Source organism: Nocardia sp. NPDC059180, from assembly GCF_042754945.1.
In the GTDB taxonomy this organism is placed as follows: Bacteria; Actinomycetota; Actinomycetes; order Mycobacteriales; family Mycobacteriaceae; genus Nocardia.
The window spans coordinates 97,669-114,966 of sequence record NZ_JBHZBU010000011.1; the positions used below are offsets into that span (position 1 = coordinate 97,669).

16 protein-coding genes are annotated in these 17,298 nt (G+C 67.8%); 11 read left to right on the forward strand and 5 right to left on the reverse strand.

Features of this window, described 5'->3' with window-relative positions:
- The first annotated feature begins 40 nt into the window (after positions 1 to 40).
- The 11 genes from ACFXNW_RS27580 to mnhG all read left to right on the forward strand — a co-directional run bounded on the left by ACFXNW_RS27580 (position 41) and on the right by mnhG (position 12,732).
- The gene (locus tag ACFXNW_RS27580; protein ID WP_379420709.1) at positions 41 to 1,708 is read left to right on the forward strand and encodes an FAD-dependent oxidoreductase; all 1,668 of its coding nucleotides are present in this window, start codon (positions 41 to 43) and stop codon (positions 1,706 to 1,708) included.
- Positions 1,709 to 1,720: 12 nt separating this feature from the next.
- Positions 1,721 to 3,190: an ATP-binding protein gene (locus ACFXNW_RS27585; RefSeq protein WP_379420710.1), complete on the forward strand. Its 1,470-nt coding sequence runs from the start codon at positions 1,721 to 1,723 to the stop codon at positions 3,188 to 3,190.
- Positions 3,187 to 3,543, forward strand: coding sequence for a UBP-type zinc finger domain-containing protein (locus ACFXNW_RS27590; protein ID WP_379420711.1), 357 nt, complete (start codon positions 3,187 to 3,189; stop codon positions 3,541 to 3,543). Before ACFXNW_RS27585 ends, ACFXNW_RS27590 begins: the two co-directional genes overlap by 4 nt.
- A 198-nt stretch (positions 3,544 to 3,741) precedes the next feature.
- Positions 3,742 to 4,164 (forward strand): hypothetical protein, encoded by a 423-nt coding sequence (locus ACFXNW_RS27595; protein ID WP_379420712.1) that lies wholly within the window; start codon positions 3,742 to 3,744, stop codon positions 4,162 to 4,164.
- 181 nt (positions 4,165 to 4,345) lie between these two features.
- Positions 4,346 to 6,583, forward strand: a complete 2,238-nt coding sequence (locus ACFXNW_RS27600) for an AAA family ATPase (RefSeq protein WP_379420713.1) — start codon at positions 4,346 to 4,348, stop codon at positions 6,581 to 6,583.
- Between the two features lie 214 nt (positions 6,584 to 6,797).
- On the forward strand, positions 6,798 to 9,623 hold the full coding sequence (locus ACFXNW_RS27605) for a Na+/H+ antiporter subunit A (RefSeq protein ID WP_379420714.1): 2,826 nt from the start codon (positions 6,798 to 6,800) through the stop codon (positions 9,621 to 9,623).
- Positions 9,620 to 10,003, forward strand: a complete 384-nt coding sequence (locus tag ACFXNW_RS27610; protein WP_379420715.1) for a Na(+)/H(+) antiporter subunit C — start codon at positions 9,620 to 9,622, stop codon at positions 10,001 to 10,003. The genes ACFXNW_RS27605 and ACFXNW_RS27610 overlap by 4 nt, the downstream gene beginning before the upstream one ends.
- On the forward strand, positions 10,000 to 11,595 hold the full coding sequence (locus ACFXNW_RS27615; protein ID WP_379420716.1) for a Na+/H+ antiporter subunit D: 1,596 nt from the start codon (positions 10,000 to 10,002) through the stop codon (positions 11,593 to 11,595). Before ACFXNW_RS27610 ends, ACFXNW_RS27615 begins: the two co-directional genes overlap by 4 nt.
- On the forward strand, positions 11,592 to 12,128 hold the full coding sequence (locus ACFXNW_RS27620) for a Na+/H+ antiporter subunit E (RefSeq protein WP_379420717.1): 537 nt from the start codon (positions 11,592 to 11,594) through the stop codon (positions 12,126 to 12,128). The genes ACFXNW_RS27615 and ACFXNW_RS27620 overlap by 4 nt, the downstream gene beginning before the upstream one ends.
- A complete protein-coding gene (locus ACFXNW_RS27625) occupies positions 12,125 to 12,385 on the forward strand; it encodes a monovalent cation/H+ antiporter complex subunit F (RefSeq protein WP_379420718.1) in 261 nt (86 codons plus the stop codon). The genes ACFXNW_RS27620 and ACFXNW_RS27625 overlap by 4 nt, the downstream gene beginning before the upstream one ends.
- The gene (gene mnhG, locus ACFXNW_RS27630; RefSeq protein WP_379420719.1) at positions 12,382 to 12,732 is read left to right on the forward strand and encodes a monovalent cation/H(+) antiporter subunit G; all 351 of its coding nucleotides are present in this window, start codon (positions 12,382 to 12,384) and stop codon (positions 12,730 to 12,732) included. Before ACFXNW_RS27625 ends, mnhG begins: the two co-directional genes overlap by 4 nt.
- Before the next feature lie 43 nt (positions 12,733 to 12,775).
- Here the strand turns inward: mnhG and ACFXNW_RS27635 are convergent, their stop codons facing one another.
- The 5 genes from ACFXNW_RS27635 to ACFXNW_RS27655 form a co-directional block, all read right to left on the reverse strand.
- Complete coding sequence (locus tag ACFXNW_RS27635; protein WP_379420840.1) at positions 12,776 to 14,062, reverse strand: DUF5933 domain-containing protein; 1,287 nt, start codon at positions 14,060 to 14,062, stop codon at positions 12,776 to 12,778.
- 155 nt (positions 14,063 to 14,217) lie between these two features.
- Positions 14,218 to 15,363: a glutamate--cysteine ligase gene (locus ACFXNW_RS27640; RefSeq protein ID WP_379420720.1), complete on the reverse strand. Its 1,146-nt coding sequence runs from the start codon at positions 15,361 to 15,363 to the stop codon at positions 14,218 to 14,220.
- Positions 15,364 to 15,375: 12 nt separating this feature from the next.
- Positions 15,376 to 16,077: a superoxide dismutase family protein gene (locus ACFXNW_RS27645; RefSeq protein ID WP_379420721.1), complete on the reverse strand. Its 702-nt coding sequence runs from the start codon at positions 16,075 to 16,077 to the stop codon at positions 15,376 to 15,378.
- 120 nt (positions 16,078 to 16,197) lie between these two features.
- On the reverse strand, positions 16,198 to 16,731 hold the full coding sequence (locus ACFXNW_RS27650) for a LytR C-terminal domain-containing protein (RefSeq protein WP_379420722.1): 534 nt from the start codon (positions 16,729 to 16,731) through the stop codon (positions 16,198 to 16,200).
- Positions 16,732 to 16,749: 18 nt separating this feature from the next.
- Complete coding sequence (locus ACFXNW_RS27655; protein ID WP_379420723.1) at positions 16,750 to 17,091, reverse strand: DUF3263 domain-containing protein; 342 nt, start codon at positions 17,089 to 17,091, stop codon at positions 16,750 to 16,752.
- Between the last annotated feature and the right edge of the window lie 207 nt (positions 17,092 to 17,298).

Genomic DNA, 17,298 nt, shown 5'->3' on the forward strand with positions numbered 1-17,298 from the left:
TCCGACGACAGCCACCTCGGCGAGACTTCATACTCGTGAGGTGAGTTCCCCCGCTGCACCCAAGCCGGCCATCCTCAGCGTCGATGACGACCCCGGCGTCTCCCGGGCCGTCGTCCGCGATCTGCGCCGCCGCTACGGCGCCGACTACCGCATCCTGCGCGCGGAATCGGGCCCGCAGGCACTCGAGGCCCTGCGCGAACTCAAGCTGCGCGATCAGCCGGTCGCCGTCCTGATCGCCGACTACCGCATGCCGGGCATGGACGGCATCGAATTCCTCGAGCAGGCCATGGACCTGCATCCGTATGCGCGGCGGGTGCTGCTCACCGCCTACGCCGACACCAATGCCGCGATCGATGCGATCAACGTCATCGATCTCGACCACTACCTGCTCAAGCCGTGGGACCCGCCGGAGGAAAAGCTGTACCCGGTGCTCGACGCCCTGCTGGAGGCGTGGCGCGGCAGCGACCAGCGGCCGGTGACCGGGACCAAGGTGATCGGCAACCGCTGGTCACCCCGATCGTCGCAGGTCCGTGAGTTCCTGGCGCGCAACCAGCTGCCCTACCGCTGGTATCTGGCCGATGAACCGGAGGGCGCGCGGCTGCTGGAGGCCGCGGGCGCCGACCAGCGCCGCTGTCCTGTGGTGATCACCGCCGACGGGCAGGCGCTGCTGCAACCGACCGACAGCGAACTCGCCGCCGGTGTCGGGCTCAGCACCGAACCGGTCGACGATTTCTACGATCTGATCGTGGTCGGTGGTGGCCCTGCCGGATTGGGCTCGGCCGTGTACGGCGCATCCGAGGGTCTGCGCACCGTGCTGGTCGAGCGCACCGCCACCGGCGGACAGGCGGGGCAGAGTTCGCGTATCGAGAACTACCTCGGCTTCCCCGACGGATTGTCGGGTGCGCAGCTGGCCGATCGGGCGCGCCGCCAGGCCGCCAAGTTCGGCGCGGAGGTCATTACGACCCGCGAGGTGGTCGGCCTGGAGGTCAACGGTTCGGCGCGCACCGTACGCTTCGCCGACGGTGGACGGCTGTGCGGGCACACCGTCATCATCGCGACCGGGGTGGACTATCGGCGTCATCCGGCGCCGGGCGTCGACGAATTCACCGGGCGCGGGGTGTATTACGGCTCGGCGATGACCGAGGCCGCCGAATGCGCCGAACACGACGTCTACATCGTCGGCGGCGCGAATTCGGCGGGTCAGGCCGCGATGTTCCTGTCACGCAATGCGCGCACGGTGCATCTGGTGGTGCGGGCGGCTTCGCTGGAGCAGTCCATGTCCTACTACCTGATCCAGCAGATCGCGCAGACGCCGAACATCCGCGTACACACCCGCACCGAGGTGGTCGGCGTCGACGGCGATGATCACCTGCACACCATCGTGCTGCGCGATAACGAGACCGGCGCCGAGGAGAAGGCCCCCACCGAGCGGCTGTTCCTGTTCATCGGCGCGGCACCGCAGACCGACTGGCTCGACGCCGTGGTGCAGCGTGACGACGCCGGCTACGTACTCGCGGGCCCCGACCTGCTGGTCGACGGCGCGCGCCCGGCCGGCTGGGAACTGCCCCGGCCCCCGCACCACCTCGAGACCAGTGTGCCCGGCGTATTCGTGGCCGGTGACGTGCACGCCGAATCGGCGAAGCGGGTGGCCTCGGCCGTCGGCGAAGGCGCGATGGCGGTCATGCTCGTGCACCGGTACCTGGCGTAGGAGGATCCAGACGTGGGCAAAGAATTGATCTGCGATCCGGCGGAACTGCGCACGCTGTTCCTGTTCGAGAAGCTCGACGACGAGCAGTTGGCCTGGTTGTGCGCCGACGGCCGGATCGAGCGGATCGAACCCGGACCGGTCTACCGCGAGGGCGATCCGGCGACCTGCTTCTACGTGCTGATGGACGGGGAGGTGCGGTTGACCAAGCTGTCCGGTGGTCAGGAGATCGAGATGATCCGCACCGATCATCGCGGCTCGTATGCCGGAGCGTGGGCGGCCTATCTGGGCGAGCGCGCCGATCAGCACTATGGCGGCTCGATGTATGTCACGCGCCCGTCGCGGTTCTTCGTCGTCGACGCCACCACCTTCTCGCGGATGATGCACGAATGGTTCCCGATGGCGGTGCATCTGCTCGAGGGCGTCTTCTTCGGCCAGCGCAACAGCAACGCACGCATCGCCCAGCGCGAGCGGCTGCTCGCACTCGGTTCGCTGTCGGCAGGCCTGACCCACGAGCTGAACAATCCGGCCGCCGCAGCGGTGCGCGCCACCTCCGGTCTGCGCGATCGAATCGCGGGTATGCGGCACAAACTGGCCATGATGGCCCAGGGCAAATTCGACACTGCCTCGCTGGAAGCGCTGGTGCGCTTGCAGGAAGAGGCCGCGGCCCAGGTCGCCAAGGCCCCCGAGCTGACGCCGATCGAGGCCGCGGACCGCGAGGATCTGCTCGGTGAATGGCTCGACCGGCACGGCATCGCCGACGGATGGGATCTCGCGCCGAACTTCGTGCAGGCCGGATTCGACGCCGACTGGCTCGACCGGGTGGCCGCGACCCTCGAAGACTGCACCCCGCAGGTGCTCGAAGGCGCGATCCGCTGGCTGAACTACACCATCGAAACCGAATTGCTGATGAACGAGATCGCGGACTCGACCACCCGCATCTCCACGCTGGTCGGTGCGGCCAAACAGTATTCGCAGATGGACCGGGCCCCGTTCCAGGTGGTCGACCTGCACGAACTGATCGACAGCACGCTCGTGATGCTCAACCGCAAGATCGGCGACTCGATCGAGGTGGTCAAGGATTACGATCGCGCGCTGCCCCCGGTCCCCTGCTACGCGGCCGAGCTCAACCAGGTGTGGACCAATCTGATCGACAACGCTGTCTACGCGATGGACGGATCGGGCACCCTGACTATCCGCACCAGGCACGACAACGATTGCGCCGTCGTGCAGATCAACGACTCGGGCCCCGGCGTACCCACCGAGGTGCGCGATCGCATCTTCGAACCGTTTTTCACCACCAAACCGGTCGGTGAGGGCACCGGCCTCGGCCTCGACATCTCGTTCCGGATCGTGGTGAACAAACATCGCGGCGATATCCGGCTCGAATCCCGGCCGGGCGACACCACATTCACCGTGTGGTTGCCGCTGCACCGCGAAGAGGACGAACCCGCGAATCTGGAATCGACAGGAGATCCGGCATGACCGAGTTACCCCAAGGCATCGATCCGACCGTTCCACCGAGTGGTCCCGGCTGTGTGGAATGCGAGGCCGCCGCGGGCTGGTGGGTGCATCTGCGCCGCTGCGCGCAATGCGGACACGTCGGCTGCTGCGACAGCTCCCCCGCACAGCACGCGAGCAAGCACTCCGCGGTGACCGGCCATCCCTTCATCCAGAGCTATGAGCCGGGCGAGGACTGGTACTGGGATTTCCGCACCGAGGAGATGTTCAGCGGCGGACCCGAACTGGCGCCGCCGCGTCAGCATCCCGAGGAACAGGGCGTGCCGGGCCCTCGGGCGCGGGTTCCCGCCGACTGGCAGTCGCTGATCAACCGCTGAGCTGCGGCGATCCGAGCTTTCAGCGATCGATAAGGCGACAGCAAGGCCGATACCCGACAGTAGGGAACGCACCTGCCCGTGCGCCCGACGGGCGCTCGATCCTGTGAGGCTCCCATGTCGAAGAACCGTCCCTACCCGGTACGCTGCACCGGATGCGCCGGAGGCTCCGGCGCCGCTGATCACCGGGGAACCCACGATATGAAGCGAATTCCTGCGACGATTCTGTCCGTCGGCGCGTTGGCTCTCGTGCTGGCCGGCTGTGGGCCGGACGAGGCCACCGAGGCGAACGGGCTGCGCAAGGGCACCACCGACACCTCGACCGCCGCCACCACGACCGCGGCGACAACCACGACCGAGTCGAGCGAAACCACGGGCACGCCCACCACGACGCGCTCCGGGGAAAGCACGTCCGGCACGGCCTCGCAGACCACGTGCGCGGAGTTCCGGGAACTCGACATCGCCGGGGAGAAGGCCCTGATCGAGCAGATTCTGGTCGAGCACCCGGAGAGCCCGTTCGTCGGCAGCCCCAATGTCGCGCTCGGCACCGCGAAGCTGGTCTGCCTGTCCGATGAAATGGCCGACGTTCCGGTCGCCGAAGCCGCGGGCATCGTCGAGCCCTGATCCAGACCGTTCACGAAGACGCAACCATCGGGTACACCCCGATGAGCCGGTTCGCGGCCCGGCTCGTGTTTCCGCTGCCACCGCGCACGCCGAAGGCAAGCGCGGAAGCGGAAACGCGAGCCATCAAAAGGGCCGCGAACACGCGGCCCCAGCGGCCCTGAACACAGGCAGAATGGTTGCGATGGCTGACTTGGCTTTAACCGCGCGTCTGAATCCCTCCGCTGCCGACGCCCGCCGTGGCGTGGTGCGACTGCATGCCGAGGTGCTCACCGCGCTCGGGCTGCGCGAGTGGGACGGGATCACGCTGGTGGGTTCCCGGCGGACCGCCGCGGTGGCCGGTATCGCACCGGCGGGCACGCCGGCGGGGGTGGCCCTGCTCGACGATGTGACGCTGTCCAATGCCGGATTGCGGGAGAACGCGACCGTGGTGGTGTCGCCCGCGACCGTCTATGGGGGTAAGCAGATCTCGGTGAGCGGCTCCGCGCACGCCACCGGATCGATCCCGGCGGCGACGCTGCGGCAGGCGCTGCTCGGCAAGATCGTCACCGTCGGTGACACGGTCTCGCTGCTGCCCCGCGATCTGGGACCGGATCTACCGTCGTCGGCGGCGAGTCAGGCCCTGTCGCGCACCTTCGGCATCGCCTGGACCACCGAACTGCTCACCGTCACCGCCACCGATCCGTCGCCGGGACCGGTGAGCGTGCAGCCCAATACCGCGGTCGACTGGGGGCCGGGTGCCATCGCCGCGGCGGCGGGCCGCAACGGTCACGCCCTCGCCACCGCGGACGGGCGTGAGTCCTCCGCGAATATGACCGCCGACCCGACCGGCACGGTCGCCGCGGCCCGCTCCGCCCCGATACCGGCCGAGGATCTGGTGGGCGCGCACACCCAGGCCGCCAAGCTCGCCGAATGGCTGACGCTGGCACTCGACGAGCCCGACCTGTTGAAAACCCTTGGTGCGTCGCCGCATCTCGGTGTGCTGATCACCGGCCCTGCGGGCGTCGGCAAGGCGACGCTGGCCCGCGCGGTCACCGCACCGCGCCGCATCATCGAATTGGACGGTCCGGCCGTCGGCGCCGCCGAGAGCGGCGCCCGGCTGCGCGAGGTGGCCGAGGCGGTGGCCGCGGTGAGTTCCGGGCAGGGCGGGATCCTGCTCATCACCGATATCGATGCGCTGCTGCCCGCGACCGCCGATCCGGTGGCCACGCTGATCCTGGATCAGCTGCGCGCGGCCATCGCCGAACCCTGTGTCGCTTTCCTTTCCACCACTGCTCATCCCGCCGACCTCGATTCCCGGCTGCGTGCCCCCGACCTCTGCGATCGCGAGCTGGCGCTGACGCTACCCACCGCCGCGGTGCGCCGGGCACTGCTGGAACAGCTGCTGCGCAAGGTGCCGACCGGGGAGCTGAAGCTCGACGACATCGCCGCGAAGACACCCGGTTTCGTAGTGTCGGATCTGGCCGCGCTATGCCGGGAGGCGGCCCTGCGCGCGGCGTCGCGGGCCAATCGCGATCAGGCCGAACCGGAGCTGAACCAGCAGGATCTGCTCGGTGCGCTCGAGGTGATCCGGCCGCTGTCGCGCTCCGGGATGGAGGAGTTGGCCATCGGCAGTCTCGGTCTCGACGATGTCGGTGATATGGCCGAGACGAAACAGGCACTCACCGAGACGGTGCTGTGGCCGCTGCGGCATCCGGATTCGTTCGCCCGGCTCGGCATCGAGCCACCGCGCGGTGTGCTGTTGTACGGCCCACCCGGATGCGGCAAGACCTATCTGGTGCGCGCGCTGGCGGGCAGTGGCCAGCTCAGCGTGCATGCGGTCAAAGGCGCGGAGCTGATGGACAAATGGGTCGGCTCCTCCGAGCGGGCGGTGCGCGAGCTGTTCCAGCGAGCGCGTGATTCGGCGCCGTCGCTGATCTTCCTGGACGAGGTCGACGCCCTCGCGCCCCGTCGTGGTCAGAGTTCGGACTCCGGCGTAGGCGATCGGGTGGTTGCCGCGCTGCTCACCGAGCTCGACGGGGTCGAACCGTTGCGTGAGGTGGTGGTGCTGGGTGCGACCAATCGTCCCGAGCTGATCGATCCAGCACTGCTGCGCCCCGGTCGGCTGGAGCGGCTGGTTTTCGTGCCGCCGCCCGATGCGCAAGCCCGGCTGGCAATTCTGCGAACAACCGGGCGTTCGGTACCGCTGGCCGCCGACGTCGACCTGGCCAGGCTGGCCGAGGAGCTCGACGGCTACTCCGCCGCGGACTGCGCCGCACTGCTGCGCGAGGCCGCACTCGCCGCGATGCGCCGCGATGTCGCCGCCGCCGATGTCACCGCAGCGGATCTGGCCTCGGCGCAGTCGGTGGTGCGGCCGTCGCTGGATCCCGATCAGGTCGAATCCCTGCGCCGCTATGCCGAAGCGAGGGTCGACAACCGCTGAGTACGGCAGCGTTCGTCGCGTCGGCTCGGCACACCCCGGGCAGCGGTACCCGACCGGATTCGTACCGGATCTCACCGGCACCGGAAGATTTGCGGAGGCATAGCCCGTTCGGCCGAATATGGCGGAACACATAGGTACCTGGACGCAAGTCCTACTATCCGCCCACGTAGGATAGGACCGCACACCCCGCCGCACCGACCCGACGGAGTGAAGTTTGCTCGGAATTCTGCTCGCCCATGCCTTTGCCGCTGTCTTGGCACCGCTGTGCGTTCGGGCGATGGGGCGAAACGCCTTCTATCTACTCGCCCTCGTTCCCCTCGGCTGCCTGAGCTGGGTCTTCGCGAATTGGAACGAGACGAAGCAGGTCCGGCTCAGCTGGGCGCCGAGCATCGAGATGAACATCGACCTGCGTTTCGACTCGCTGGCCGCGGTCATGTGCGCACTGGTTCTCGGGATCGGGTCACTGATCCTGTTCTACTGCGGGCGCTATTTCGACGACTCAGAACCACGCCTCGGAGTGTTCGCGGCCCAGATGGTCGGCTTCGCGGGCGCCATGTTCGGTCTGGTCACCAGCGACAACATGGTGTTGCTGTTCGTCTTCTGGGAGACCACAACCGTCCTGTCGTTCCTGTTGGTCGGCCACAACTCCGAACGCACCGAAAGCCGCAAGGCCGCCATCCAGGCGCTGCTGGTCACCGCCGCGGGCGGACTCGCCATGCTGGTCGGCATCATCATCCTCGGCCAGGTCAACGGCAGCTATCTGATCTCGGATCTGCTTGCCGCCGAGCAGCCGCCGAGCGGGCTCGCGGTGAACGTAGCGGTGGTGTTGATCCTGGTCGGCGCGCTCAGCAAATCCGCCATCGTCCCGTTGCACTTCTGGCTTCCCGGCGCCATGGCCGCACCCACCCCGGTCAGCGCGTATCTGCATGCCGCGGCCATGGTGAAGGCCGGTGTGTATCTGGTCGCGCGGCTGGCGCCGGTGTTCGCCAACAATCCGGTCTGGCATCCGATCGTGCTGGTACTCGGCGGCGCTTCCATGTTGCTCGCCGGCGTGCGCGCCCTCCAGGTCAGCGACCTCAAACTGGTGCTGGCCTTCGGCACAGTCAGCCAGCTCGGCTTCCTGATCCTCATGGTCGGCATCGGCACCCCCGATGCCGCGCTGGCAGGGGTGGCGCTGATCGTGGCGCACGCACTGTTCAAAGCGTGCCTGTTCATGGTGGTCGGCATCGTCGACCACGGCGCGGGCACCCGTGACCTGCGCGCGCTGACCGGCCTCTGGCGACGCGCGCCCATCCTGTGCGGTGTGGCGATACTTGCCGCATTGAGCATGGCGGGCATTCCGCTGATGGTCGGATTCGTGGCCAAGGAGAGCGCGCTCGATGCGACCCTGCACGCCGGTATCCTCACCGAGCCCTCCCGCTTGCTGCTGACCGGTGTCGTCGCGCTCGGCTCGATGCTGACCGTCGCCTATAGCGCGCGCTTCATCTGGGGCGCCTTCGGCGACAAGCCCGGCGTCACCGAACCGCAGTGGCACCGGCCGGGCGCGCTGCTGCTCGGCGCACCTGCGCTCCTGGCCGCGGGCAGCCTGATCGCGGGCCTGGCCGCACCCGGCCTGGACAAGTTGATCAGCCCATACGCGCGATCGATACCGGGAGTTCTCGACTCGCATCTGCTGCTGTGGCACGGCTTCAACGAAGTACTCGCCCTGACGATCCTGATCATTGCGGCGGGCCTGGTCCTGTTCCGGTTCCGCGGGCAGATCGGCGAATCCCCGCGCCCGATGCTCGGCAACGCCGACCGTGCCTACGACGCCACGCTGCGCGGGATGGACAAGCTGTCGCTGCGGATGACCGGCTCGGTGCAGCGCGGTTCGCTGCCCGCCAGCCAGGCGATCATCCTGTGCACCCTGATCATCCTGCCGTCGGTCGTACTCGCCCTCGGTACCAGGACCGGGGTCCAGATGCGGTTGTGGGACTCGCCGCTACAGCTGGCGATCGGCGCGATCATGGTGGCCATGGCGCTCGGCGCGACGGTGCTGCGCAACCGCCTCGCCAGCGTGCTTGTCGTCGGGGTCACCGGCTACGGCTGCGGCGTCATCTTCGCGTTGCACGGCGCACCCGACCTCGCACTCACCCAGTTTCTGGTGGAAACCCTGACGCTGGTGGTGTTCGTGCTGGTCCTGCGGGCCTTCCCGGCCGAGATCACCGGCGAGCGCAGCGCCGGATTCAATATCAGGCGCGCGGTGCTCGCGGCGTGTGTCGGCGTCACCGTCACGGTGCTCGGCGCGTTCGCGGTAGCGGCCCGCAGCACGACACCGATCTGGCAGCGCATCCCGGACGCGGCCTACGAATTCGGCGGCGGCAAGAACGCGGTGAACGTGCTGCTGGTCGATATCCGCGCTTGGGACACCCTCGGCGAGATCTCGGTACTGGTCGTGGCGGCCACCGGCGTGGCGTCGCTGGTGTTCCGCAGCCGCCGCTTCGGCAGCGCGCCACGTGCGGCGGACGCACCGAACTACCGGCCGGGGCTGGTGAGCTGGCTGCCCGCGGGCAGGCTGGTCGATCGGCGCGAACGCTCGATGGTCATGCAGATCACCACCCGGCTGGTGTTCCCGACCATGATGGTGCTGTCGGTCTACTTCTTCTTCTCCGGTCACAACGGCCCCGGCGGCGGTTTCGCCGGCGGGCTCACCGCCGGATTGGCGCTGGTACTGCGGTATCTGGCCGGTGGACCTTATGAACTCGGTGAGGCGTTGCCGGTGGAGGCCGGGCATCTGCTCGGCGCCGGCCTTGCCCTCGCGGCGGGCACCGCGACCACCTCGGTGATCCTCGGCGCGCCGCCGCTGTCGTCGGCGATCCTGGAGGTCACGCTGCCGGTGCTCGGCCACGTCAAGCTGGTGACCTCGCTGTTCTTCGATCTCGGCGTCTACCTCATCGTCGTCGGGCTCGTCCTCGATGTCTTGCGCAGCCTCGGTGCGCGCCTGGATCACGAACTGGCCGAATCGCCGGAGCCCACCGAGGTCAGGGAGGCGGTCAAATGAGCATGAATCTGACTCTGATGATCGTCATCGGTGTGCTGGTGGCGTGCGGTGTGTATCTGATCCTCGAGCGGGCCGTATCGAAGATGCTGCTCGGCATGATCCTGTTCGGCAACGCGGTGAACCTGCTGGTGCTCACCATGGCGGGCTCGGACGGGAAACCACCCATCAGCGGCGCCACCGATGACGCCCATGAGGAGATGGCCGACCCGCTGGCTCAGGCCATGGTGCTCACCGCGATCGTCATCACCATGGGCCTCGCGGCCTTCGTGCTCGCCCTCGCCTACCGCTCCTTCACCCTGACCACCACCGATGACGTCGAGAACGACCCGGAGGATGTCGGGATCGCGGCCAAGCGCGAGCAGGAGGATCCCGAGGAATGAGCTTGCCGCCCGACCTGCTGCCGGTGCTGACACCGCTGCCGGTCCTGATCCCCCTGCTCGCCGCCGCGACCACGCTCGTGTTCGGGCGTCGTCCGCGCACCCAGCGGCTGGTCGCACTGATCTCGCTGTCCTCGGCGGTGGCCGTATGCGCGGTGCTGTTGTTCCTCGCCGACCGTGACGGCACGACCGCGTTGCAGGTCGGCGGCTGGGAAACCCCGATCGGTATCACGCTCGTGGTGGACCGGTTAGCGGCCGCGATGGAGCTGGTGTCGTCGATCGTGCTGCTCGCCGTGGCCGTCTACGGTGCGGGCCAGAACATCCGCGACGCCGACACCAAACAGCCGACCTCGATCTTCTGGCCCACGTATCTGGTGCTGAGCGCGGGCGTCTCGATGACATTCCTCGCAGGCGATCTGTTCAACTTGTTCGTCGGCTTCGAGATCCTGCTGGTCGCCTCGTTCGTGCTGCTCACCCTCGGTGCGACCGAGGAACGGATCCGCGCGGGCGTGTCGTATGTGATGGTCTCGATGCTGTCGTCGATGATCTTCCTGACCGGTATCGCGCTGGCCTACGGCGCGACCGGAACACTGAACATGGCCCAGCTCGCCGTCCGGATGGACGAGGTACCGATCGGCGTCCGCAATGCGGTGTACGCGGTACTGCTGGTGGCCTTCGGCATCAAAGCGGCGGTGTTCCCGCTGTCGAGCTGGTTGCCGGACTCCTATCCGACTGCACCCGCCCCGGTGACCGCGGTCTTCGCCGGTCTGCTGACCAAGGTCGGCGTCTACTCGATCATCCGCACATACACGCTGATCTTCCCCGACGGCGGCTTCGACAATGTCCTGTTGATCTCGGGCCTGCTGACCATGCTGGTCGGCATTCTCGGTGCGATCGCGCAGAGCGATATCCGACGGCTGCTCTCGTTCACCCTGGTCAGTCATATCGGTTACATGGTGTTCGGTGTCGGTCTCGCCAGCAGGATGGGGTTGTCGGGTGCGGTGTATTACATCGCCCACCACATTCTGGTGCAGACGGCGTTGTTCCTGGTGGTCGGCCTGATCGAACGACAAGCCGGATCGGTATCGCTGCGCAGGCTCGGCGGTCTGGCCGCGGCGAGCCCGCTACTGGCGATTCTGTTCCTGGTCCCCGCGCTCAATCTCGGTGGCATTCCGCCGTTCTCCGGATTCGTCGGCAAGGTCGCCCTACTGCAAGCGGGCGCCCAGAACGGCAGTGTGCTGGCCTGGGTGCTGGTCGGTGGCTCAGTCCTCACCAGCCTGCTCACCCTGTACGCCGTGGCGCGGGTGTGGAGCAAGGCGTTCTGGCGGCCGCGGGCCGATGCGCCCGAGGGCCATCTGGCCGCGGCGACACTGCCAACGCTGGTGGAGGATTCCACCGACATGCTCTACGACGAGCGCACCCACCCCGGCCGGATGCCGTCGCTGATGGTGACCTCCACTGCCGCGCTGGTCGGCGTCGGCCTCGCACTGACGGTATGGGCAGGCCCGATCCTGAACATCGCCGACCGTGCCGCCGACGACCTGCGCGATCGCAGCGTCTACATCACCGCCGTGCTCGGATCGGAGCCGCGATGAGCCGCGAGACCGTGATCCGGATCGCCATCCTGCTGTGGCTGGCAGCGGTGTGGGTGGCGCTGTGGGGCAGGCTGAGCGCCGCCAATGTGATCGCCGGGCTGGTAGTCGGCGCGCTCATCATGGTGACGCTGCCCCTGCCGCGGGTGCCCGTCACCGGGTGGGTGCGGCCGATACCGTTGCTGCAGCTGTTCGCCGTCAGCGTGTACTACGCGCTCGAATCGAGTCTGCAGGTGGCCTGGTTCGCGGTCCGGCCCGCACCGCCACCCATCTCCGGCGTGCTGCGCGTCTATTTCAGCTTCAAATCGGATCTGGTGCTGGTGTTGTGCACCAATCTGCTCAATCTCATCCCCGGCACCATGGTGCTGGAGCTCGATCGCGAACGCTGCGTGGTGTACGTGCACGTCATGGATGTCGGCAGCGATAAGGCGGTGGACAAGTTCTACCGCACCACCAGGCAATTGGAGCGACTGCTGATCGCGACATTCCAGCGGCCGGCGGTCGCGGCGAATGTGACACGGGAGGTGAAACCATGATCGTCGTCGCCGTGACGGCCGCGATCCTGTTGGTGGCGGCCGCACTGATCACCGCCTACCGCACGCTGGCCGGGCCGAGCACCCTCGACCGCGTGGTCGGCATCGATTCACTGGTCGCCATGGCCATCTGCGGGCTCGCCGTGTGGGCCGCCTACAGCCGCGACACCACCGTGGTGCCCGCCATCGTGGCGCTGGCACTGGTCGGATTCCTCGGCTCGGCCGCCGTCTCCCGATTCCGAGTGCAGGACGACCGATGAGCACCCTCCTCGATTGGATCTCCGGCATCCTCATCGTGCTCGGCGCGGCGCTGGCGTTCACCGCGGCCATCGGCATCGTCCGGTTCCCCGACACCCTCATGCGCATGCATGCCGCCACCAAGCCGCAGGTCATCGGCCTGAATCTGGTGCTCGCGGGTACGATCATCCGGGTCTACGACAGCCCCGACGCCTGGATGCTGGTGCTCGTCGGCCTGTTCACCCTGCTCACCGCCCCGGTGATCGCGCATCTGATCGGCCGCACCGCTTATCGCGAACAGCGGCACCGTGACGGGCTGCTCGCCGTCAACGAATTGGGCAACGAGCTGGACCAGCGGCCGGGGAACTGATCCGCCGGTCGGCTGACAGTCCCGATCCGAACCTCGGCGACAGCTACTCGGCCGAAACCGCGACCGACTCCATCTCCTCGGCCCGCACCTTCTGCCTGCGCGCGAACCAGGTCCCATGGAAGGCCGCGGCCACGGCCGCCAGCAGCGCCAGCACGACGGTGCCCGCGAGCACCGGGTACTCCGCCATCGGCACGGCCAGGTAGCGGTAGGAGATCAGCAGCGCGGCCAGTACGAACGCGCCTCCGGCGACCAGCCGGATGCGGAACCAGCCCCAGCCACGCTCGGGGTCACGCAGCGCCGACTCCACCGTGAGGCACAGCACCGCGCCCGCGACCAGATCGACGCCGTAGTGGTAGCCGAAGCCGAGCGTCGCCGCCAGCGTGCACAGCAGCCAGAACATGCCGCCCCAGCGCAGCCAGCGCGGTGCCAGGCTGCCGTCGGCGGCGCGGCGGGTGTGCAGGAAGACCGCGAGCGCCCACGCGGTGTGCATGGACGGCATGCAGTTGCGCGGTGTCACGGTGTCGAAGTCCAGGGCCGACGGATTGCGGTCGATCGGCGGCACCACCTGCGGCCAGTAGTTGCCGAGCTGGAACCCGGCACCGTCGGCGCCGAAGGCGAACATCGGGCCGACCACCGGGAACAGCACATAGATCAGCGGACCGACCAGCCCGAGCACCAGGAATGTCCGCACCAGGTAGTGGCCCGGCCAACGTCCGGTCGACACCACCCCGCGCAACTGCCACACCGCGACCACGATCGCCGCGGCGGGCAGTTCGATGTAGACCCAGTGCAGCACCGCATCCACCGACGGGCCGAGGGTCTCGAGCACCCGGCCCATCACCCACGACGGGTCACCGAGGGCGTGATCGGCCAGCATGACGTACTCGTCGAGGACCTGCGGCTGGGTCAGGATCGTGACGTTCAACCAGACGTCACCGACCTTGGTGGCCAGAATCAGCAGCGCACCCAAGGCCGCCGCGTGCAGGGCGTTGCGGCGTTCGGTCCCCTCCCAGCGCACCAGCGCGAGCACCGCGATCGCGGTCAAGACGATCACCGGGCCGTTACCCACCGTGAACGGGTCCCCCGCCAGCATCCGGCCGCCCGCACAGACGGCGTCGATCGCCACCGCGACGCCCGCCGCGATGATCCGGCGCCGGGTCGGCAACCCGACCAGCGCCAGCGCCAGCCCCGCCCACGGCACCGTCATCGACTTGGGTGTGCCCGCGTAATCACGCCACAGGCTCTCCAGCGGACCTTCGAAACCCTGCACAAGGGCGAGCACCTGAAGGGTGATCAGCAGGGCCGGTACCGCGGCGATCGCGGCACCCATGGCGAGGACTCGAATCCGGGTACGCGGCACCGGCAATCGGTCCGCGTCGCCAACTCTGGAGTTCGGGTCTTCGACTAACACATCGACCATGTTAAACGGCAGGTGAACGTCATCCCCCCGGCCGACTGAACGTCAGCCGACAGCAGCCGTATCGCCTACTGATCGAGCTCCTTGACGAGCTCGTCCACCACCGCGACGAGATCACCCTGCGCCGCGGCCGCCACCTTGCGCTGACGCTGGTAGGAGGCCCCGCGCGTGGGAATCTCGGCGATCGAGGCGAGTTCGTCGGCGCAGCCGAGCAGTTTCGCGGTCGGCTCCAACCGGTTCAATAGCTCGGCGAGATCATCTGTGACGAGTCGCTCATTACTGTCGGCGTCGACGATGACGATCGCGTCCAGCCCGTAACGCGCGGCCCGCCACTTGTTCTCCTGCACATGCCACGGCGGCAGGGTCGGCAACTGCTCACCGTTTTCCACCCGGCGATCCAGATCGACGATGAGGCAGTGGATGAATGCCGCCATCGCGGCCAGTTCGGCGCGGGTGGAGATGCCGTCGCAGACGCGGACCTCGATGGTTCCCCATTTCGGTGCGGGCCGGATATCCCAGTGCATGCCGCCGAGTTGTTCGAACACACCGGTTTTGAACTGGTCGTGCACGAAATACTCGAACTGGGTCCAGTTCTCGAACTGGAACGGCAGGCCCGCGGTGGGCAGCTGCTGGAACATCAACGCGCGGTTGCTCGCATAACCGGTATCGGACCCGGACCACATCGGCGAGGAGGCCGACAGCGCGAGCAGATGCGGATACGACAGCAGCAGCGAGTTCAGGATCGGAAAGACCTTGTCCTGATGCGACACTCCGACGTGCACGTGCACGCCCCAGATCAGCATCTGCCTGCCCCACCACTGGGTGCGCTCGATCAGCTCGTCGTAATGCGGTGAGCGGGTCAGCTGCTGGGCCGACCACTGCGCGAACGGATGGGTGCCCGCGCAGAACAGGTCCACACCGAGCGGGTCGGCGGCGCGGCGCACCGTGTTCATGGTGGCGCTCAGGTCGTCGATGGCCTCACCGACGGTGTTGTGCACACCGGTGACGAGCTCGACGGTATTGCGCAGCAGTTCCTTGGTCACCTGTGGGGTGCCGTCGTGGGCACGCAGGTCACCGACCGAATCGAACACCGCCGCAGCGGTATTGGATAAATCGCGAGTCACCTTGTCGACGAGCGCGATCTCCCATTCGACGCCGATGGTCGGGCGGGGCGAACCGTGGAAGACAACCCTCTCGATCCCTGCCCCGCCCATGACGGCACGCTCCTACTGGATGACGCCGCAGGCGACACGGCCGCCCGCGTCGCCGGTCGCGAGGGTGGCCTCATCGGGGCCCTTGCCACCGTCGGCGCGGGTGTAGCGGCCGGGGATGTTGCCGAAGTTGTCGGTGTCGGCGTGGATCATCAGCGCTTTGCCGCGGATGTCGGCCATGGTGACCTTGTCGGTGGTGGTGACGAGGGTGGCGTTGCCGTCCTCACGGACCTGCAGCGAGGTCAGATCGCCGCTGGCCGGATGCGAGTTGGCGGCGCCGACCTGCAGGTGGCCACCGGCGGAGAGGAAGTCGCCTGCCGAACCACCGGTGGGGGCCACCGAATTGGGCTCGCACTTGCCGACCTGGTGGATGTGCAGGCCGTGGAATCCGGGACGCAGACCGTGGGCCTCGACGCTGATGCGCAGGAAGCTGCCCGCCTCGGTGATATCGGCGGTGCCGACGGTGGTGCCGGAGGCGTCCTTCAGCTCGACCTTCGTGCCACCGGCGGCCGGGGCCTCGCCGTGCCCACCGGTGCTGCCGCCGTGGCCGCTTTCGGTACCGGCCGGGGCGGGCGAACTCGTCCACACCGGCGGAGTCGTTCCCTGGACGTCACTCGACTCCTGGCTGTTCGTGCAGGCGGTGAGGCCGAATACGGCGATCGCCAGCACCGGGGTCACGGTCCGCCAGGACGGGCGACGAGTTGTGGACGGTGCCATCGGGGAACTCCTTTACGAGTACCGAGTTTACGAGTAAAGCTGGGTGGACACGTTTGTTTTATCGGTCAAGATGATGCCACGCCCGCCGTGTCGCTCGATTCTCGGGCCGTGTCGGGCGGCTCAGTTACCGGTCACCACGACGACCACGCCGGTCGAACCGCCCAATCCGGCGATCATCGGCGCCACGCCCGCGCCCAGCACTGCCGCAACGGCTTCGGCGGCCGCTTTGTCGCCGGCGGCCTTGCCGTAATAGACGGTGGTGGCCGCAATCGTCGAGCCCGCATAGTTGCCCGCCGAGGCGTTGGTCCAGCCATTGGCGGCGAGCTGATTCACCGTTTTGGAGGCCAGTCCGGCGACCAGGCTGTTGTTGAGCACGCGGATCGGGGTCGTCTGATCCACTACCGGCGTGGTGCTGGTGGTGGTCGGAGCAGCCGTCGTGGTGGGTACGGCGGTGGTGGTCCGCGCGGAGGTGGCCTGCGGGGCCACTGCCACCGACGTCGTTTCTGGCGCGCTGGTCTCGGCCGACTCGGTGTCGGAGTCCGCGCTCGACAGCGACATCGCGCCGAGACCGGCGAAGACGATGGCCAGTGCGATCAGCACCATCGCCAACGCTCGCAGCGGGATCCCGCCGGAAGTGGGTTTCGGATAACTCACCTGTTCGAGCCTAGTCCGTCACACCTGAAACCCGAGCCGCCGCGCGGCGCGGGCCTTCTGCCTGCTGGCCCGCAGCCTGCGCAGCCGTTTGACCAGCATCGGGTCCGCGGCGATCGCCTCGGGCCGGTCCACGAGCGCGTTGAGCACCTGGTAGTAGCGGGTGGGCGACATCGAGAACAGTTCCCGGATCGCTTCTTCCTTGGCTCCGGCGTATTTCCACCACTGGCGCTCGAAGGCCAGGATGTCGTGTTCGCGACGGCTCAGGCCGTCGTCACCGGCCTGCTGGGTGGCCGTAACCTCTTCGCTCGTAGAAGGGCTGTCCTGGATTGCGGAAAGGTCCCGCGCTGCTGCGCCGTCCATCTTGCTCCCTCGCCGAGTCACCGTCGGACGAAATGATGCTTATACGTCGCGGATCATTCAACCACGGGAATAGCCGTAAGCGCCGTCTGTACAACGGCGTGTCCGGTACCAGCGGTTACGTGTCGCGCGGGCATGGTGACAGCCCCGCTGACCGGCTTCGGCCACCTGGAAAAGCACCCGCCGAGGGGCGGCGCGCACCCGATGACG